The organism is Salinirubrum litoreum, from assembly GCF_020567425.1.
Lineage (GTDB): Archaea > Halobacteriota > Halobacteria > Halobacteriales > Haloferacaceae > Salinirubrum > Salinirubrum litoreum.
On sequence record NZ_JAJCVJ010000002.1, the window covers coordinates 874,267 to 892,258 of the forward strand.

17 protein-coding genes and 1 pseudogene are annotated in these 17,992 nt (G+C 69.2%); 11 read left to right on the forward strand and 7 right to left on the reverse strand.

Annotated elements, in window-relative coordinates:
• Positions 1-60 precede the first annotated feature (60 nt).
• The 3 genes from LI337_RS12990 to LI337_RS13000 are packed head-to-tail and all read left to right on the forward strand — an operon-like array spanning position 61 to position 1,540.
• Positions 61-366: a glutathione S-transferase N-terminal domain-containing protein gene (locus LI337_RS12990; protein ID WP_227230267.1), complete on the forward strand. Its 306-nt coding sequence runs from the start codon at positions 61-63 to the stop codon at positions 364-366.
• Positions 366-878 carry a redoxin domain-containing protein gene (locus LI337_RS12995; RefSeq protein WP_227230268.1) on the forward strand — a complete coding sequence of 171 codons (513 nt, stop codon included), beginning with the start codon at positions 366-368 and terminating at the stop codon, positions 876-878. The genes LI337_RS12990 and LI337_RS12995 overlap by 1 nt, the downstream gene beginning before the upstream one ends.
• A 53-nt stretch (positions 879-931) precedes the next feature.
• Complete coding sequence (locus LI337_RS13000; protein WP_227230269.1) at positions 932-1,540, forward strand: L-threonylcarbamoyladenylate synthase; 609 nt, start codon at positions 932-934, stop codon at positions 1,538-1,540.
• Positions 1,541-1,609: 69 nt separating this feature from the next.
• Here the strand turns inward: LI337_RS13000 and LI337_RS13005 are convergent, their stop codons facing one another.
• The 4 genes from LI337_RS13005 to LI337_RS13020 all read right to left on the reverse strand — a co-directional run bounded on the left by LI337_RS13005 (position 1,610) and on the right by LI337_RS13020 (position 5,254).
• Positions 1,610-2,293, reverse strand: a complete 684-nt coding sequence (locus LI337_RS13005; RefSeq protein WP_227230270.1) for a CRISPR-associated protein Cas4 — start codon at positions 2,291-2,293, stop codon at positions 1,610-1,612.
• Positions 2,294-2,367: 74 nt separating this feature from the next.
• Complete coding sequence (gene glnK1 / locus LI337_RS13010; protein WP_264475003.1) at positions 2,368-2,727, reverse strand: nitrogen regulatory protein GlnK1; 360 nt, start codon at positions 2,725-2,727, stop codon at positions 2,368-2,370.
• Positions 2,724-4,070 carry an ammonium transporter gene (locus LI337_RS13015; RefSeq protein WP_227230271.1) on the reverse strand — a complete coding sequence of 449 codons (1,347 nt, stop codon included), beginning with the start codon at positions 4,068-4,070 and terminating at the stop codon, positions 2,724-2,726. Before LI337_RS13015 ends, glnK1 begins: the two co-directional genes overlap by 4 nt.
• Positions 4,071-4,903: 833 nt before the next feature.
• On the reverse strand, positions 4,904-5,254 hold the full coding sequence (locus LI337_RS13020; protein ID WP_345777757.1) for a hypothetical protein: 351 nt from the start codon (positions 5,252-5,254) through the stop codon (positions 4,904-4,906).
• A 135-nt stretch (positions 5,255-5,389) separates the two neighbouring features.
• Here LI337_RS13020 and LI337_RS13025 point away from each other — a divergent pair, with 135 nt between their 5' ends.
• From LI337_RS13025 to LI337_RS13035, 3 genes are read left to right on the forward strand one after another with little or no spacing between them, the layout of a single operon-like run.
• On the forward strand, positions 5,390-6,511 hold the full coding sequence (locus tag LI337_RS13025; RefSeq protein ID WP_227230272.1) for a tRNA (guanine(26)-N(2))-dimethyltransferase: 1,122 nt from the start codon (positions 5,390-5,392) through the stop codon (positions 6,509-6,511).
• Between the two features lie 25 nt (positions 6,512-6,536).
• Entirely contained in the window at positions 6,537-7,895 is a 1,359-nt protein-coding gene (locus LI337_RS13030) for a YihY/virulence factor BrkB family protein (RefSeq protein ID WP_264475004.1), read from the forward strand.
• Between the two features lies 1 nt (position 7,896).
• Entirely contained in the window at positions 7,897-8,781 is an 885-nt protein-coding gene (locus tag LI337_RS13035) for a phosphatase PAP2 family protein (protein ID WP_227230274.1), read from the forward strand.
• Between the two features lie 35 nt (positions 8,782-8,816).
• Here LI337_RS13035 and mutL read toward each other — a convergent pair whose 3' ends face one another.
• The 3 genes from mutL to LI337_RS13050 form a co-directional block, all read right to left on the reverse strand.
• Complete coding sequence (gene mutL / locus LI337_RS13040) at positions 8,817-10,478, reverse strand: DNA mismatch repair endonuclease MutL (RefSeq protein WP_227230275.1); 1,662 nt, start codon at positions 10,476-10,478, stop codon at positions 8,817-8,819.
• Entirely contained in the window at positions 10,475-13,564 is a 3,090-nt protein-coding gene (gene mutS / locus LI337_RS13045) for a DNA mismatch repair protein MutS (RefSeq protein WP_227230276.1), read from the reverse strand. The genes mutL and mutS overlap by 4 nt, the downstream gene beginning before the upstream one ends.
• 80 nt (positions 13,565-13,644) lie before the next feature.
• Positions 13,645-13,986, reverse strand: coding sequence for a hypothetical protein (locus tag LI337_RS13050; RefSeq protein WP_227230277.1), 342 nt, complete (start codon positions 13,984-13,986; stop codon positions 13,645-13,647).
• A 149-nt stretch (positions 13,987-14,135) separates the two neighbouring features.
• Here LI337_RS13050 and LI337_RS13055 point away from each other — a divergent pair.
• From LI337_RS13055 to LI337_RS13070, 5 genes and pseudogenes are all read left to right on the forward strand, one after another.
• Positions 14,136-14,618, forward strand: a pseudogene (locus tag LI337_RS13055) (cation:proton antiporter regulatory subunit); the annotation flags it as partial.
• A gap of 152 nt (positions 14,619-14,770) precedes the next feature.
• Positions 14,771-15,961 (forward strand): cation:proton antiporter, encoded by a 1,191-nt coding sequence (locus tag LI337_RS13060; RefSeq protein WP_227230278.1) that lies wholly within the window; start codon positions 14,771-14,773, stop codon positions 15,959-15,961.
• 82 nt (positions 15,962-16,043) lie between these two features.
• On the forward strand, positions 16,044-16,133 hold the full coding sequence (locus LI337_RS20300) for a hypothetical protein (RefSeq protein WP_425600776.1): 90 nt from the start codon (positions 16,044-16,046) through the stop codon (positions 16,131-16,133).
• Complete coding sequence (locus LI337_RS13065) at positions 16,133-16,912, forward strand: DUF7089 family protein (RefSeq protein WP_227230279.1); 780 nt, start codon at positions 16,133-16,135, stop codon at positions 16,910-16,912. The genes LI337_RS20300 and LI337_RS13065 overlap by 1 nt, the downstream gene beginning before the upstream one ends.
• Positions 16,913-17,556: 644 nt before the next feature.
• Positions 17,557-17,982, forward strand: a complete 426-nt coding sequence (locus LI337_RS13070) for a CopG family ribbon-helix-helix protein (RefSeq protein WP_227230280.1) — start codon at positions 17,557-17,559, stop codon at positions 17,980-17,982.
• Positions 17,983-17,992 lie beyond the last annotated feature (10 nt).

Here is a 17,992-nt window from a genome sequence, read left to right on the forward strand (position 1 = left end):
CGCGGGCGGGGCGGTGCCGCGAGCGAAGGGCTTAGGCACGAGACGGCCGAACGTCCGTCCATGTCCACCGCAGAGCCAGCGATCACGCTGTACCGGCTACAGGCGTGTCCCTACTGTGAACGGGTCGTCCGGAAACTGGCGGACCTGGACCTCGACTACGAGTCGCGGTTCGTCGAGCCACTCCACTCCGAACGAAACGTCGTCGCCCGCCTGACGAACAAGCGGACGGTCCCGGCCATCGTCGACGAGCAGACCGGCGTCACGATGTCCGAGAGTGCGAACATCGTCGAGTATCTGGAACAGACGTACGGTGACGGGTCGGCTGCTGCCGACGGAACGAGTGCCGCCGCAGGAGGCGACGACTGATGGTCGACTTCGACGTCGTCGACCTCGGCGAGACGGACCACGTCGAGACGGGCGAGCAGGCCCCGGACTTCACCCGGCCGCTGGTGAACGCCGAGTACTGGGCCGACGCCTCGCTGTCCGACCTCACCGACGAGTCGCCGGTCCTGCTCGTCTTCCACTCGATGGACGGCGCGTTCCCGGCGACGTACACGTGGAAGGAACTGACGAGTCGCGCGTTCGACGAGACCTACGACGTGCAGGTCGTCGGCATCTCGATCTCGACGCCGTACGAACACAAAGACCTCATCGCCGAGCGTGAGATGGACTACCCCCTCTTTTCAGACCCGGCGAACGGCGTGGCCGCGGAGTACGGCGTCGTCCACGACTTAGACGGGATGGCCGGCGTCACCGAGCCCCGGCCGGCGGTGTTCCTCGTCGACACCGACGGGACCGTCAGGTACGACTGGGTCGCCGAGGAGTGGCCCGAGTTCCCCGACTACGACGAGATCGAGTCGGCGCTGGCCGACCTGTAGGACTGCCGTACACGACTCGGCACGCTTTTTCCCGCCGTCGTGGACCACACAGTATGGACGAGACGAGCACGGACGACGACCTGCTCACGCGCGCGGGCGAGGCGATCCGGGACGGCGAGACGGTCGTCTACCCGACCGAGACGGTGTACGGCCTCGGTGCGGACGCCCTCTCCGCCGAGGCTGTCGAACGGGTCTTCGAGATCAAGGGTCGATCGCGCGACAAACCGCTCTCGCTCGGTGTGCCGAGCGTCGACGCCGCGCTGACGCACACCCGACCGACCGAACGCGCCGAGGCGTTCATGCGCGAGTTCCTCCCCGGGCCCGTGACGGTCGTCGTCGAACGGGGGCAAAGCGTGCCGGACGCCCTCGTCGCCGGCCGTGACCGCGTCGGGATCCGCGTCCCGGACCACGACCTCGCGCTGGCGTTCTACCGCGAAGCCGCCCCCGCACCCGTCACCGCCACGAGCGCGAACGTCAGTGGTCGCCCGAGCGTCCGCCGGGTGTCGGAGTTGGACGAGTCGGTCCGAGAGGCGGTGGCGGTCGTCCTCGACGACGGCGAGACGCCCGGTACCGAGAGTACGGTCGTCGACCCCGAGGAGGGCGTGATCCACCGACGCGGCGCGCGGGCGGACGAGATAGACGCGTGGCTGGCCGGCCACTGACTGGACCGCGTCGCCGGGAGTCGGTCCCGGTCGCGCCGCCGGGCGGCGGCACCGGCGGACGCAGACGACTCACAGTCCCAACAGCGACCGGAGCGACCGCGTCTTCACGCCGCACTGCTCCCGGTAGTCGCAGGCGTCGCACTTGCTGGTGTCTCGGAGTCGCGGCGGCGGCCCGTCGATGGATCGGGCACTCCGGAGCGCCTCACGATAGGCCGCCTTCTTCCGGGTCGTCAGTCGGACCTCCCGGACGACCCCGTGGGCCGGATACTCGACCAGTGCGCGTGGAATCTCGCGTTTCTCCTCCCACGCGAGCGCCTTCGCCAGACCCACTGCTCTGACGGTCTGGCGGGTCCAGACGCCGTTTTCCGGTGGTTCGCCGGGTGAGACGAGGGTCGGAACCGGCGGCGTGGGTTCGTCGTCGGACTCGCGACCGCGACCCGCAAGCAGTTTGTACGCGATCCCGTGGCAGTCCCGGCCCCGCAGGTAGACTCGCGTGTCCGTCGGGTCGGCGAGTGCCGCCCAGTCGTCGCGGGCCGCGAGGCGGTCGAGTCGGGCGCGGTACTCCTCGGGGAAGACGTCGATCGGTGCCGCTCGAAGCGTCGCGTCGTCGGCCTGACGTAGTTCCTCGTACCGGAAGGCGAGGGCCTGTCGGTCGCGTGCCTCGTCTGGTGGCTCGCGGTCGTCGTCGCGGCGCTGGTAGTACAGTTGTCGCGGGCAGTAGGCGGCGGTCGCGAGGTCGCTGAGCGCCAGCACGGGACGGGGTGGCCCCGGTCCGGTATTTGAACGTTCGGTCGGCGGTCGGCAGAAAGAGGGGAGTGTCGTGGAACTCAGACCGCGTCCGGACCGCGTTCGCCGGTGCGGACCTGGATCGCGTCCTCGACGTCGATCACGAAGATCTTGCCGTCACCGGGTTCGCCGGTGTTCGCCGCCTCGCGGATGGCGTCGACCACGTCGGCGGCGGGGATGTCCGCGACGACACACTCGATCTTGACCTTCTGGTGGAGGTCGACGACGTACTCCTCGCCGCGCCACTGACCCTTCTTCGCGGGCTGTGAGCCGCGACCAGAGACGTTCGTCACGGTCAGCGACGGGGCACCGACCTCCGCGAGCCCCTGCTTCACGTCGCCCAGTTTGTCCGGCCGGACGACGGCCACGATCATCTTGATCTCGCTGTCTGCGTCGCTCATGCGTCCTCACGCTCCTCCTCGGGGGTCGTAGTACTGTCGCCGGTCACGCCGCCGTCCATGCGGACCGGGGTGGGACCGCCGTCGGTGGCGAGGTCCGGGCGACCGAACTCGGGGTAGGTGTTGACGCCGTGCTCGGAGACGTCGAGACCCTCACGCTCGTGTTCGGGGCTGACGCGTGCCTGGCCGAGCGCCTTGATGACGTAGAACACCACGCCGGTCGCGAGGATGGTCCAGCCGGCGATCACCGCGACGCCGACGAACTGCGGGACGAACTGGCCGACAGAGGGGCCGCCGACCGTGAAGATCGGGAGCAGGAGCGCGCCCAGCACGCCGGCGGAGCCGTGGACCGGGAAGACCGCACACACGTCGTCGATCTTGAGGCGCTTCTCGACGAACTCGAAGACGATGGGCAACTGGGCACCGGCGAGGAAGCCGATGACGATGCCGCCGACCCAGGTGATCGCGTTCGTGTTGCTCGTGATGCCGACGAGGCCGGCGAGCATCCCGTTGGCGACGTACAGCGTGTCGACCTTGCCGGTCTTGTACATCGAGACCGCGCTCGCGCCGATGGCCCCGGCGGCCATCCCGAGCGTGGTGGTCAGTGCGACACGACCCACGGTGTCGGCGAACGCGCCGAGTGCGATGGAGCTACCCTCGGCCGCGAAGACCGTCGCGGCCGTGCCGACGTTGAAGCCGTACCAGCCGAAACAGAGGATGAGCGTCCCCAGTACGGCGAACGTCATCGAGTGACCGGGGATGATGTTGACCGAGCCGTCCTCGTTGTAGCGGTCCATCCGGGGGCCGAGAATCGCGGCGGCCGTCAGGCCCGCGATGCCGCCCATGCCGTGGACGATCATCCCGCCCGCGAAGTCGGCGAAGCCGAAGGAGGCGAGGAAGCCACCGGCCCACGTGAAGCCGACGACGACCGGGTAGATGACCGAGGCCAGGACGATGGTGTACGCGACGTACGCGCGGAGTTTCGCGCGGCCCGCGACTGCACCGGAGACGATGGTCGCGGCGGTCATGGCGAAGACGGCACCGAACAACCAGCTGATCCACGCGTCGGAGCCGCCGTTGACGTAGGCGAACGATTCGCCGAAGCCGGCACCGCCGACGAAGTTGGCGATGCCCTGGCCGACGAGGAAGAACATGATGACGCCCACGGACCACGTGAGCATGTTCTTCGTCAACTGGTTGGCGACGTTCTTCGAGCGGACCTGCCCGGCCTCCAGCATGGCGAAGCCGGCGTGCATGAAGAAGATCAGGAAGGTGACCGTCAGCACCCAGACGTTGTTGACGCCCGAGGCGATGGCCCCCACGTCGACCTGGAGTGGCGTCAGCATGCGCCCACCTCCGAACCGGTCGTTTTATCAGTGCTACTTGGACAGTCGTTCACGGAATCGCAGATTGGAACCGTGTCCGTGTTCTGAATCACGTTCGACTGGCAAGTGAGAGAGTTATATAACGGTTAGCGTTGACAAATGGCAAAATTCGAGGAGCGAACTCGATGACCGTTCAGTTTACTATCGGATACTATCTCCTTAAGGACGTTGAACGTCCACTCGCCGGACAAATGTTGCCGAGTAATCGACCGACCGTCGTGTCGGTTTCTCGATCAGTCTCGGTGAAACTTGCCAATGCAGGGGGAATCTGCTCGCGCGCGCTCCGTGATATCACGTCTGTCACGAAAGACAATCGGTGGCACACAGAGCCGGAACTCGGACAGTCGGCACACCCGACAAAATCCGACTCACGACACGAAACCACTCGAACGGGCTGGCGCGAGTTCATCTCGCGCACTTCGGCGGCGTGAGGCCGCCTCAGGCACGCCGACGGTCACAGGTAGGTCATCGCTGAAAGCGACTGGTCCACCGGGTGCTACACGATGGGTCGCAGAGTTCACCGGGTGGGACTGAAAGGGGCCGACCTCTCGACTGGTCCCCGACGCCGGTAGCACTGGACTGAACGAGAGCGCGAGCGAAGCGACGCGCTCTCGTGAAAGAAGCGCGCACCAAGTCGCGGACCATCGAGAGGTCGGGGGCTTTCACCTCTCGTCGTCGCCAACCGTCTTGACAGAATCTCCCACGAACGACTCGACCGAGTTCACACCGAAGACCGAGTCCACCTCGAAGATCGAGTTCCGAGACTCGCCACGAAACCCGACGACACCACCGTCTCACAGAAATTCTCGAACGTCCGAGTACCACATGTCGTGGTGATCGACGGCCCCGACACGCTCGGCGATCTCCACGGCCAGCGCGTGCCAGCACAGTTGCTCGGGGTCGTCCGGATCGAGGTTGTACGTCGCGTCCTTGCAGTCACAGCCGCCGTCTTCGACGACGTACTCCTCCTCGTGGCCGACGACGACCACGAAGTCGCGGTACTGCTTGACCCGGCCTTCGGAGACGGCCTCGATAGCCTGGGCTCCCCGGTCGCCGTGGGCCGCGATCAACGCCTGCGTGATCGGTGCCGTCAGCGACCCCCTCTCTGCGAGTGCGGCGCGCCAGTCGTCCGGTGGGTCGCTCACTGCCACCACTTTTCGCGCCCTCGACAAGAAGCGTTCGGTGCCAGCGTCACTCCTGGTGACGACGGCCGCGCCGGAGAGTGAGACCGACACGCTCGAATCGGGCGACTCTTGACGCCCGACGCTCCATCCCCGTGCATGCTCATCGAGGAGGGAGGCGTCTCCGTCGAGGTCCCCGAGGCCCGCGACGGGGCCAGCGAGGGGGCCGACGACGGCGTGTTCTTCAACCCGACACAGGAGTTGAACCGCGACATCACCGTCGCCGTCCTCCGGGCGTACCGCGACCGGGAACCACGGGTCGCCTCCTATCTCGACGCGATGGCCGCCTCCGGCATCCGGGGTGTCCGCGCCGCCAACGAGGGGTACGACGCCACCTGTGCCGACGTCGACGGCGAGGCAGTCGAGTTGGCCCGCGAGAACTTCGCCCGGAACGACCTCCCCGGCGAGGCGGTCCACCGCGACGCGAACGTCGAGATGCACGAAGAACTGTACGACGTGATCGACGTGGACCCCTTCGGGACGCCGATGCCCTTCGCCGACGCCGCCCTGTCGAACGCCCGGAACCTCGTCTGCGTGACCGCGACCGACACCGCGCCGCTGTGTGGCGCGCACTTCGAGTCGGGCGTCCGGAAGTACTCGACCGTCCCGCGCAACACCGACTACCACGCCGAGATGGGCCTGCGCGTCCTCATCTCGGCGCTGGTCCGGACCGCCGCCCGCCACGACATCGCGGCCGAACCGATCTGCTCGCACGTCACCCGGCACTACGCCCGGACCTACCTCGAACTCGACCACCGCGCCACCCGTGCCGACGCCGCCATCGACCGACTCGGCTACGTCCACCACTGTCAGGACTGTCTCGAACGCGACCACGAGTTCGGCCTGATCGCCAACCCGCCGGACGACGAGCAGTGCCCGCACTGCGGGAGCACCCGCTTCGTCACCGGCGGACCGATCCACCTCGGTCCCATCGCCGACCCCGAGTTCACTGCCGCCGTCCGCGGTCACGTGGCCGACGAGATGGGCGAGGCGAAGGCGGCGAGAAAACTGCTCGGGACGGTCGCCGGCGAACTCGACCGGCCGACCCACTACGACCAGCACCGCCTCTGCAAACTGTGGGGCGAACCCGCGACCGCGATGGACGACTTCCTCGGCGACCTCCGAGACGCCGGCTTCGACGCCTCCCACGCCCACTACTCCGGGACCGCGTTCAAGACCGACGCGAGCGTGGCGGAGATGCGCGACGCCGTCTTCGGCTGACTCTGCAGAATCCGCCGTCGGTTTCATGTGTCGTTCCGTCGAAGTTCGGGGCGTGTCTACAGTCTCTCGTGTTCGGGGCGATCCGGTCGGCTTCGTCCGCGCCGTCGTCGACGCGGTGCAGGAGTCGGACGCCACCTTCGTCGCCGCGAGCCTCGCCTACTACGCCTTCGTCTCGCTGATCCCGCTGCTCGCGCTGGTCGTCGTCGTCGCCAGCGTCGTGGGCGGCGAGGCGCTCTCGGCCGAGGTACTCGTCCTCGTCGGCGACCTGCTCACGCCGGCCGCACAGGCCGACCTCCTCTCGGCGTTCCAGAGCGACACCGGCCGCGGTGGCGTCACGGTCGTCGGCGTCGTCCTGACGACGTGGGGTGCGCTGAAGCTGTTCCGGGGACTCGACCGGGCCTTCGGGAAGGTGTACGGGACGACTCCCGGCGGCATCGTCGCGCAGGTGAAAGACGCCCTGCTGGTCCTCGTCAGCGTCGGTGCCGGCATCGCCGGCGTCACCGTGGTCGGCGGCGTCGTCGCCTTCCTCCCGATCCCGGGCGCGCGGTTCGTCGCCCCCCTCTCGCTGCTGTTCGCACTCGTCGCGGCGTTCTTCCCGCTGTACTACGTCTTCCCCGACGCCGAGGTGTCCGCCCGGCAGGCACTGCCCGGCACCGTCTTCGCGGCGGTCTGCTGGACGCTGCTCGGCGTCGGCTTCGGCATCTACGCGACGGTCGCCGGCACCTCGGCGGTGTACGGTCTGCTCGGTGGGATCCTCCTGCTCGTGACGTGGTTCTACCTCGGCGGCGTCGTCCTGCTCGTCGGCGCGGTGCTCAACGCCGTGCTGGCCGGTTGGTCGTTCGGTGACGACGGGGACGACGTCACCGCCCCCGGCGCGCAGGCGGGACGCGAGGGCGGTCCGGACCGGCAGGTACAACACCCGTCGGACCGACACGACGGAACGACTGCGATGAGCGAGTCACCCGACGGCACGGACGGCGACGAGAAGAGCGACCGCACCGAGCCGCGCGGTGCGCCCGACATCGGGGAACTCGAAGCCGAGATCGACCGCCTCCGGGCCGATCTGGACGACTTCGAGCGCGACGTGTCCGACCGGACCGTCGAGAAGCCGAAGCTCGAAGCCGAACTCAAGCGGTACGTCCGCCGCCGGATGCGCCGGGGGAAGGCCCGTGGCTGGGGTCCGTACCTCGTGCTCCTGTACGGGACGGCGATGACCATCGCCGGGTTCGTCCTGCTCGACGACCTGCTGGCGGTGATCGCCATGGTCGTCATCTTCCTGTCGACGCTCGGCCTGTACGTCCTCTTCGTCCTGTTCGGCATCGGCCTGAACGTCCTCTCGGTGCCGGCCCGCGCCCGCGACTGGGTCGGCGAGCGCCGCGACTGAGATGTCACGGGCCGTCGGCGTCACCGACCTGCTCGCGAGTGCACCCGACTGGGTGGTCGCCGTCTTCGCACTCGTCACGCAACTCGGCGACGCGTGGTTCCTGTTCGGTGCCTTCTCGCTGCTCTACTGGCTCGGCCCGTCGCGCGACCTGCTCGACAGACCGGTCGGCGCGACGCTGATCGGCCTCGGCCTCGCGGCGGTGGGGCTGACGGTCGCCGCGAAGTTCCTGTTCGCGCTCCCGCGTCCGCCCGGTGCCGGCACCGCCGCCGTCCCGCCGTGGCTCCCCGCCGCCCTCGGCGACCTCTACGTCAGCGCCGCGACCGGCGACGGCTTCGGCTTCCCGAGCGGCCACGCCCTCGGCAGTACCGTCGCCTACGGCGGACTCGCGCTCCTCGCGGACGCGTGGGACCGCCGGCGCCGTCTCCTCGCGGCCGGCCTCGTCGCGGTGCTCGTCTCGCTGTCCCGTCTCGTGCTCGGGGTCCACTACCTCGCGGACGTGCTCGCCGGGATGGCACTCGGTGTCGTCGTCCTCTGGACCGCGCTCCGACTCACAGAGCGGGGCCGGCGTCCGGGCCGCCTGTTCGCGGGTGCGGTCGTCGTCGCGGTCGTCGGCGTCGGCTTCTCGCTGCTGCACGCCGAGCGCGTCGAAGCGATGGCGGTTCTCGGGGCCACGGTCGGCGGCCTGCTCGGCTGGCGGTACGCGGACGGGGACCTCGTCGGCGACCGCCGAGTCGTCCCGTTGCCGGCCGCCGGCGTCGGGTTGCTCGTCGCCGGTGGGCTGTTCGCCGGGTCGCTGGCGGTCGAACCGCCGCTCCCGGTGGTCTTCGCCGTCAACGTCGCGTCGGTCGGTCTCGTCCTCGCGCTCCCGGCGGTCGCCGGGGAGTAGGCTCGACGCGCCGCCAGCGCGTGGCTCACCGACGCTCACCCCAACCGCGTGTTCCCGCGCTCGAAGGCGGTCGCCAGCGTCGCCTCGTCCAGCGAGAGCACGGTCGGGCGGCCGTGCGGGCAGGCGTAGGGTTGCTCGCAGGCACCCAGCCGATTCACGAGTCGCGTCGCGTCAGCGACCGACAGCGCGTCGCCGGCTTTCAGCGACGGGTGGCACGCCAGATCGCGCAGGAGGTCCTCGCGGGCGTCCTCGGGCGTCTCGCCCACGGCGAGCGCGTCGAGTGCGTCCCGCAGGGCGGCGGTCGGTTCGACCCGACCGAGCGGGGCTGGCACCGCCTCGACCCGATACGTCGTCCCGCCGAAGTCGGCGACGCGGTAGCCGAGCGAGGCGAGGAGGTCGCGGTTCGCCTCCAGTGTCGCCGACTCGTCGGCCGACAACCGGAGCGTCTCGGGCGGGTCGATAGCCGCCGACTCGACCTCGTCGCCGACCGCCGCGCGCAGTCGCTCGAAGTTGACGCGCTCGTGGGCCGCGTGCTGGTCGATCACGAGCAGGTCGTCGTCTGCCTCACACAGCAGGTAGAGGTCGCGGAAGGTGCCGATGACGGTCACCTCGGCGAGCGTCGAGTCGCCCTCGACCGGCGTGAGGGAACTGTCGAGGTCGAACGCCAGGTCGGCGGTGCGCGCGAGGTCTTCGCCGGACAGCGCGTCTCGGACCGCCGACTCCACTGCCGCCGTGACCGCCTCGCCGTCCACGAACGCGACGCGCTCTTTCGCGGGGTGGACGTTCGCGTCGACCCGCTCCGGAGGGACCGACACGTCGATGGCGGCGACGGGATACCGACCGCCGGCCAGCAGGTCGCCGTAGCCCGCGACGACCGCCTGCCGGAGGTCGCCGTTCTCGACTGCGCGACTGTTGACGGCGGTGTGGACGTGTGTCGGCCGAGCGCGCGTGACCGAGGGGTAGCAGACGACGCCCGAGACGGACACCTCGCGGTCTGCGCTGCCGTCGTCCGGCGCGGACCACTCGACGGTCGTACTCGCGCCGGCCACCTGTCGGTCGTAGACGCCGAGCAGTGCGTCGGTCGGGTCGCCGGTGCCCGGCGTGGCGAACGTCTCGCGGTCGTCGTGTGAGAGGCGGAATCGCACGTCCGGACGGAGCAGGGCGTAGCGCGTACAGAGCGCGGAGATCCGCGAGAACTCGGTCTTCGGGCCGGCGAGCGACTTCCGGCGGGCCGGCGTTCGGGCGAACAGGTCCGTCACCTCGACGGTCGTGCCGACGTCCCGGCCTGCTGGCTCCGACCGCTTCTCGCCGTTCTCGACGACGACCCGCGTCCCGCGTGCGCCGTCTGCGACCGCCTTCGTGGTGAGGTCCAGTCGGGCGGCCTCGGCGATGCTCGGCAGGGCCTCGCCCCGGAAGCCGAGCGTCCGGACGCGGCCCACGTCGTCGATACCGTCGATCTTGCTGGTCGTGTGGCGCTCGACCGCGAGCAGAGCGTCGGCCTCGGTCATCCCGTGGCCGTCGTCCGCGACCCGGATTCGGTCGAGGCCGCCGCGCTCGACCGCGATCGTGATCGACTCGCTTCCGGCGTCGAGGCTGTTCTCGACGAGTTCCGTCACGACGGCGGCGGGCCGGGTGACGACCTCGCCGGCCGCGATGCGGTCGACCGTCTCCGGGTCGAGTTCGTGGACGCGCGTCATCTGTCGGTGTCGGTCGCGGTGTGGTCGGCGGTCGTCTCACTCGCGGTCTCTGTCGCGTCCGCCGCCGACACGTCGGCGCTCGCGGCCAACTCCCGCAGGTCGTGGAGTCGGTTCAGCGCGTCGAGTGGTGTCGTGTCGGCCACGTCGATCTCTCGGAGTTCGGCGAGCAGGTCCGCGACCGTCTCGTCTGCGGTTGCGGCACCGTCCCCCTCGCCGGTCTCCGGGTCCGACGGTTCGGTCGCGGGGTCGCCTTCGAGGGTCGCCTGTACCGTCTCTCCCGTGTCGGACGCCTCGGCGTCGGTGGTCGGCGTCTCCTCGGGGTCGGTCGTCGTCGTCCCCTCGGCGTCGGTGGCGTCGCTCGGGCCGCCGGGACCGCCGACCGCGACCAAGTCGCGCGAGCGCGCGACGACCGGATCGGGGACGCCGGCGAGTCCCGCGACCTCGACGCCGTACGACGAGGAGGCCGGCCCCTCCCGCACCTCGTGGCGGAACGTCACGCCGGAGTCGTCGCGGTCGGCCGCGAAGTGGCGGTTCGTCACGCCCGGTAACTCGTCGGCGATGGCGGTCAGTTCGTGGTAGTGCGTGGCAAAGAGCGTGAACGCGCCGATCTCGTCGTGGACGAACTCGGTCGTCGCCCACGCGATGGAGAGGCCGTCGGTCGTGGAGGTGCCACGCCCCACTTCGTCCAGCAGGACCAGCGAGCGTTCGGTCGCGTCGTGGAGGATGTCGGTCAACTCGCTCATCTCCCGCATGAAGGTGGACTGCCCGCCGGCGATGTCGTCCGACGCGCCGACCCGCGTGAAGATGCGGTCGAGCGTGGGGAGGCGGGCCGCGTCGGCCGGGACGAAACTCCCGACCTGCGCGAGCAGACAGATCAGGGCGACCTGTCGCATGTAGGTCGACTTCCCCGACATGTTCGGGCCGGTGACGACCGCGACGCGGGAGTCGCCGAGGTGCGTGTCGTTCGGGACGAACGACGACTGGGCGTCGGCGACGACGGGGTGTCGACCGTGCTCGATGTCGATGGCCGGAGCCGACTCGTCGGCCGAGTCGGCTCGCTCGGCGTCGTAGTCGACCACCTCGGGGCGCGTCCAGTCGCGGTCCACCGCTATCTCGGCGAGGGTGGCGAGGGTGTCCAACTCGGCCAGCGCGTCGGCCACGTCCTGCACGCGCTCTGCCTCCTCGGCGACCGCCCGACGAACCTCGCGGAACAGGTCGTACTCCAGCGCGTCGGCCCGCTCTGCCGCGCCGATGATCTCGTCTTCTCGGCGCTTCAACTCCGGCGTGTAGAAGCGTTCGCTGTTCTTCAGGGTCTGTCGGCGGGTGTAGTCGTCCGGCACCCGATCCAGGTTCGGCTTCGTCACCTCGATGTAGTAGCCGTGGACCTGGTTGTAGCCGACCGACAGCGAGTCGATGCCGGTGCGTTCCCGTTCGCGGGCTTCCAGATCGGCGACCCACTCCCGCCCGGACTGCTCGGTCTCGCGCAGGGCGTCGAGTTCGTCGTCGTAGCCCGACGCGACGATCCCGCCCTCGGTGATCTCCGCCGGCGGGTCTTCGCTGATCGCGTCGTCGATCAACCCGCGCACGTCTGCCAGTTCGTCCAGTCGGTCCCGGAGGGCGACCAGCCGGTCCGAATCCGCCTGGTCGACCGACGCTAAGGCCGACTTCAGTTCCGGCACGGTGTCGAGTGTGGTCTTCAGCGACCGCAGGTCGCGGGCGTTCGCCCGACTGCGGGCGACCCGACCGAGCAGACGCTCCACGTCGTACACCGCCTCCAGCAGGTCGCGCACCTCGGCGCGGACCAGCGACTCCTCGGCGAACGCCGCGACCGCCGCCTGCCGGGCGTCGATGCGGCCGGTGTCGAGCAGTGGTCGTCGGAGCCACGACTCCAGTCGGCGACGACCGAGTGCCGACGAGGTGTCGTCCACGACGCCGAGCAGTGTCGGACCGTCCTCGCGGGTCCGGTTCTCGAACAGTTCGAGACTCCGGATGGCGGTCGGGTCCAGTCGGAGTGCGTCGTCGGGGTCGTACCGCCGGATGCGGGTGACGTAGCCGAGCGTCGGGTCCGCGTCAGTCGGGTCGTCAGTCGTGTCGGCCGACTCCTCGGCGTCTCCGCTCCCGCCCGTGTCGCCGACTGCGGCCGGTTCCTCCGGCACGTCGCCGCGCACGCCGTCACCTTGTGTGTACTCGGCGTACGCGAGGAGACCGCCGCACGCCCGGAGTTCGGCGTCGGTGGCGAGGACGGCGTCCGGCTCGTCGACGTACCGGCCGACTCGGTCACGGGCACTGTCGGTGTCGAACGCGTCGGGGTCGTAGACCGTCGTGGCCGCCCGGAGGTCGAAGGTCTCGGCGAGTCGGGGGTCCGTCGCACCCGGGTCGTCTGCGTCCGACTCGTCGGTGCCGGCCGTGTTCTCACCGTCGTCTCCGCCGGTGTCGGCGAACTCCGGGGCGAAGACGACCTCGGCGGGGTCGACGCGGTCCAGTTCCTCGATGGCTCGCCGGCGCGACTCGACGCTGGTCACGCGGAACTCGCCGGTCGAGACGTCGAGGAATGCGACCGCGTGGGTCGCGTCGGTGGTGTGGGCCGACGCGCCGTTCGTGCGCGCGCCGGCAGTGTGGGCCGACGCGCCGTTCACTCGCTCTGTGTCCGTCTCGCGGGCGAGACACGCGAGGTAGGTCGCGCTCCCGGCGAGCAGTTCGTCGTCGGTGACGGTCCCCGGCGTGACGACCCGCGTGACGGCGCGGTCCACGACGCCCGAGGCCTCGTCGGGGTCTTCGACCTGATCCGCGACCGCGACCCGGTAGCCGGCGTCGAGCAGTCCTTCGACGTAGCTCGCGGCGTTGTCGATGGGGATGCCCGCCATGCGATACGTACCGGTGGAGTCCTCGCGCTGGGTGAGTGTCACTTCGAGAACTTTCGACACCTCCTCGGCCGCGTCGCAGAAGGCCTCGTAGAAGTCGCCGACCTGAAAGAGGACGAGACAGTCGTCGTACTCCGCAGTCAACTCGAAGTACTGGCGCATCATCGGGGTGAGGTCCCCGCGACTCTCGGCCATCTCCGGCGGGGGACCCGTGACCGCTGGCATACGCTACCGGCGGCACGCGAGGGGTAAAAACGTCTCCCTGTCGGGCCGTCGGCCAAGAGACACGTCCCACGTCGCCTGTCTCACCCACCGTCGGCGACCGCTTCGTCGCCGACCTCGTGGCTCTCGGGGTCGGAGTCGGCGACGCCGACGCCCTCGGCGAACCGGGAGACGACTGTCTCCGCCGCCCGAACCGCCCGCTCCGGATCGCGGAAGCTCTCCCCCGCGCCGGTCGTCGCTGGCTCCCAGTCGCCGCTCTGCGTCGGTCTCCGGGCGGCGTCCACCCACCAGAACAGCGCCAAGCCCCGCGAGAACTCCGTGATCGTCACGCGCCGCGTGCCCGTCGGGTTCGTGTACGCGACCGCGTCGCCGTCCTGGCCGGCGGTCCAGCCGGCGGGCAGGCGACAGTCGTAGGGGTCCGACATCGAGTCGTAGAGTGATCCGTGTGGAGCAACAACTACCTTTGGGTTTCTTCGCGTTCGGTGACGACGCGTCGGTCGACACGACCGCGCGGTGGGGCGCGTCCGATTCGGCGGCCCGTAGCCTCTTTGTACCAGTCCAGCGAAGGGCGGACGTGACCGTCTACGAGAGCGACCTCCCCGGCGTGGGCAAGAAGTTCGAGGTGGAACTGAACGACGACTCGCGGCTGGTCGTCGTGATCCACAACACGGGGCGGCGTGAGGTGTACCTCCGGCCGGACGACGACAGCGACTCCGAGAAACTGTTCGAGTTGTCCGACCGCCTCGCGCGACAGGTCGGGACGATTCTGGAGGGGGCGTACTTCCAGCCGATCCGGACCGACACGATCGACACCGTCCTCGGCGACGACACCCTGCTGGAGTGGGTGAAACTGTCGGCCGACTCGCCCCTGGTCGGCAAGACGCTCGCGGAGTCGAACGTCCGCGCGAACACCGGCGCGACCGTCGTCGCCATCCAGCGAGAGGGTCGGACCATCTCCAGTCCGGACGCGAACACCGACCTCCAGGCGGACGACATCCTGATCGTCGTCGGCTCGCGTGACGACTGCCGGAGCTTCCAGTCGTTCGTGGAGGCGGACACGTCGTCGGTCGCCGACGACATCGGTGACGCGGACAACGACCTGCGGTCGGACGGTGGGCACGTCGAGTCAGCAGATGACGACCTACGGTCCGACGGTGGGAACGGCGCGGCGGCGGACGGCGACCGCGGGTCCGACAGCGGTGCCGACTGATGGCCGCCGAGACCTCACTGCTCTCGGTCGGCGAGATGTTTCTGGCCATCGCGCTGGCCGGCGCGCTGGCGAGTCGGATCGGTCTCTCGGTCATCCCCATCTATCTCGTCGCCGGCCTGCTCGTCGGCCCGAACGTCCTCGGGGCACTCGGCGGGCCGGCGGTTCCGGACGGCGAGGTCGTGACCATCCTCGCCGAACTGGGGATCGTCTTGCTCCTCTTTTTCCTCGGTCTGGAGTTCTCCATCGACCGCCTGATCGAGTCGTGGGACCGCATCTCGCGGGGCGGCCTGCTCGACCTGGGCGTCAACTTCCCGGTCGGTGTCGGTCTCGGCCTCCTCTTCGGCTGGTCGCTCGTCGAGGCGCTCCTGCTCGGTGGCATCGTCTACATCTCCTCCAGTGCGATCATCACGAAGTCGCTGCTCGATCTGGGGTGGATCGCCAACGACGAGAGCGAACCGATCCTCGGGGTGCTGGTGTTCGAGGACCTGTTCATCGCGGTCTACCTCGCGGTCGTCGCCTCGCTCGTCTTCGAGTCCGGCGGACTCGCGGCGACCCTCCAGAGTGTCGGGATCGCACTGGGGTTCCTGTTCGTCCTGCTGGCGGCCGTGCAGTTCGGCGAGTCGTTCTTCAGTCGAGTCCTCGACGTCTCCTCGGGCGAACTGTTCGTCCTCCGGGTGCTCGGTATCGCGGTGCCGGTCGCGGGACTGGCGCTCGCGCTCGGAGTGAGCGAGGCGGTCGCGGCCTTCTTCGTGGGGATGGGCTTCTCCGGGTCGGGCCACGAGGAGCGCATCGAGCGCCTGTTGACGCCGGTCCGGGACACCTTCGCGGCGGTCTTCTTCTTCTGGATCGGCCTGCGGACCGACCCACGACTGATCCTCGGTGTGCTCGGCATCCTCGCGGTCGTCGTCGTCGCCACGACGCCGACGAAACTGCTGTCGGGGTTCTACACCGGGCGACTCTACGGGTTGACGGACCGGCGGTCGTTCCGGGTCGGGACGACCATGATCACGCGGGGGGAGTTCTCGCTGATCATCGCGGCGACGGCCGCAGGCGGGACGACCCAGACGATGACACAGACGATTCCGGCGCTGGCGGTCGGCTACGTGCTGGTGATGAGCGTCGTCGGCACGGTGGCGATGCAGTACTCGGACCGACTGGAGTCGCTGGTGCTCCGCCGGTCGGCGGCGTGAGTCGGGGTCGCCAGTCGCCGAGACCGGACGCTCCCTGCCCGCTATTGAAGGCTTTAAGCGCCCCGCCCCCGACGACCCGCACATGAGTCACGCGACGAAGATCGTCCTCGGTACCGTCGGCGTCTCGGCACTGCTCGCGTTCGCGCTGGTGTTCGGTATCCTCCTCGCCTGATGTTCGAGACGCGGTCGCTCCCGGCGGATCTCGCGGCGGTCCGCGACGAACACGCACCCGACACGCTCGTCCTCGACGCCGAGGGGGACTTCGAGACGCTCCCCCCGGCGGTCGCAGAGGACCTCGGCCTCGTCGTCGAGTCGCTGGACCCCGCGGTGTACCCGACCGACTGGCTCCCGGAGCACACGCCACGACAGCTTCGCCGCTACGCCGGGTCGGACTTCACGATCGGTATGCCCGGCGACGGCACGGTCGTCTGGACCCGCCAGACCGTCCCGCCGACCGTGATCTGCAAGGCCCGTGCCGAGGGGACGCCCGAGGAGTTCCTCGACTTCCTCATCGCGGAGGCGTTCGTCCAGATCGGCGCGGACGTGCCGGAGCACTGTCTCCCCTTCTTCGGCGAGCGCTATCGTGAGTTGGCGGCGGTCGGCGACCTCGCTCCCTCCGAGACGTACCAACTCGCAGTCGCGCTGTTCGAGGCCTGGGTCGGCCTCCAGACCCGTGAGGTGTTTCGTGACTGGCAGGGCCAGCACGACCGGTTGTACGACGCCTGGACGGACGCCGGCAGTCGCCTGACCGACCGGTTGTCGGACCTCGCGGGGGCGGTCGCACGCGGCGAGATGAGTTTCGTCGCCGCGACCGAGTTCGCCTGTTCTGCGGTGAAACACGACCTCGATCTGCCCGCGCCCTTCTCGGCGCTGGACACGCAGGCGTACCGCGATCACGGTGCCGACTACGCGGTTCGCTGGGCCGAGAAGACGTTCGAGAAACTGGAGTGAGTCCGGTACTGATACCGGGTCGTGTGGGCCGATCCGAACTCGGTGGACGTGGGTGGCACGAACGCGGTCGAGTCGGTTGCAGAGAACTCGTCCGGATACGGCCGAGTGACTCTGTGAATGGGTCGACGACGAGCGGTGAAAGCCCCCAGCCCCGTCCAGTCCCACCCGACTCTGCGACTCATCGTGTCGTCACTGGTCGTCACCCGGCGAGTGGTCGAGGATTCGGAACCCGGCAGTCGTAGTCGTCCCCACGCCTCCCCGACTGCTGACGAGCGAACTGCGAGGCGGGTCCTCGCTGTCGCTCGGACACTGCTCGGGTCCGGTCGTCGGCAGATCGCTTCCTCGGTTGGCTCCGGTTGCTGTTGTGTGGTCGGGTGACGAGTGTGGCACGCGCCCTCACAGAACGTCCGGCGCGTGCGAGGAACGCACGCGAGGTCTCCCCGAGAGAACCGAACAGGGCGAGACCGAGGGTCTCGCTGGCAGTCGGCGCGGCGCGCCGACGACAGAGCGAGAGCGAAGCTCTCGCCAGCAACCGGCGCGGAGCGCCGGTGACGAAGGCTCGTCGGAGCGTGCCGCTGACGGTGGCGCCGCCCGACCACCCCGCGATGTAAAAGCTTACTAACTCAGCGGCTCTGAGTTAATACATGACCGTCGTCAGCGTCTCCATGCCGGAGGAACTGCTCGAACGCATCGACACCTTCGCCGACGAACACGGCTACACCGGCCGGAGCGAGGTGATCCGGGAGGCCTCGCGCAACCTGCTCGGCGAGTTCGAGGACAAACGACTGGAGGAACGCGACCTGATGGGCGTCGTCACGGTCCTGTTCAACTACGAGACGACCGCCGTCGAGGAGCGGATGATGCACCTCCGCCACCAGCACGAACATCTCGTCGCGTCGAACTTCCACAGCCACGTCGGCGACCACTACTGCATGGAACTGTTCGTCCTCGAAGGGTCACTGGAGGATATCTCCGCGTTCGTCGGCCAGATCAGAGCGACGAAAGACACCCTCACCGTCGACTACTCCGTCATCCCGGTCGACGACTTCGGGACGCTCCCCGACGCCTGAGTCGCCGCCC

Coding starts and splice junctions, on each gene's coding strand:
- LI337_RS12990 (WP_227230267.1), top strand. CDS start 61: ATGTCCACCGCAGAGCCAGCGATCACGCTGTACCGGCTACAGGCGTGT.
- LI337_RS12995 (WP_227230268.1), top strand. CDS start 366: ATGGTCGACTTCGACGTCGTCGACCTCGGCGAGACGGACCACGTCGAG.
- LI337_RS13000 (WP_227230269.1), top strand. CDS start 932: ATGGACGAGACGAGCACGGACGACGACCTGCTCACGCGCGCGGGCGAG.
- glnK1 (WP_264475003.1), bottom strand. CDS start 2,727: ATGAGCGACGCAGACAGCGAGATCAAGATGATCGTGGCCGTCGTCCGG.
- LI337_RS13015 (WP_227230271.1), bottom strand. CDS start 4,070: ATGCTGACGCCACTCCAGGTCGACGTGGGGGCCATCGCCTCGGGCGTC.
- LI337_RS13025 (WP_227230272.1), top strand. CDS start 5,390: ATGCTCATCGAGGAGGGAGGCGTCTCCGTCGAGGTCCCCGAGGCCCGC.
- LI337_RS13030 (WP_264475004.1), top strand. CDS start 6,537: ATGTGTCGTTCCGTCGAAGTTCGGGGCGTGTCTACAGTCTCTCGTGTT.
- LI337_RS13035 (WP_227230274.1), top strand. CDS start 7,897: ATGTCACGGGCCGTCGGCGTCACCGACCTGCTCGCGAGTGCACCCGAC.
- mutL (WP_227230275.1), bottom strand. CDS start 10,478: ATGACGCGCGTCCACGAACTCGACCCGGAGACGGTCGACCGCATCGCG.
- mutS (WP_227230276.1), bottom strand. CDS start 13,564: ATGCCAGCGGTCACGGGTCCCCCGCCGGAGATGGCCGAGAGTCGCGGG.
- LI337_RS13050 (WP_227230277.1), bottom strand. CDS start 13,986: ATGTCGGACCCCTACGACTGTCGCCTGCCCGCCGGCTGGACCGCCGGC.
- LI337_RS13060 (WP_227230278.1), top strand. CDS start 14,771: ATGGCCGCCGAGACCTCACTGCTCTCGGTCGGCGAGATGTTTCTGGCC.
- LI337_RS20300 (WP_425600776.1), top strand. CDS start 16,044: ATGAGTCACGCGACGAAGATCGTCCTCGGTACCGTCGGCGTCTCGGCA.
- LI337_RS13065 (WP_227230279.1), top strand. CDS start 16,133: ATGTTCGAGACGCGGTCGCTCCCGGCGGATCTCGCGGCGGTCCGCGAC.
- LI337_RS13070 (WP_227230280.1), top strand. CDS start 17,557: ATGACCGTCGTCAGCGTCTCCATGCCGGAGGAACTGCTCGAACGCATC.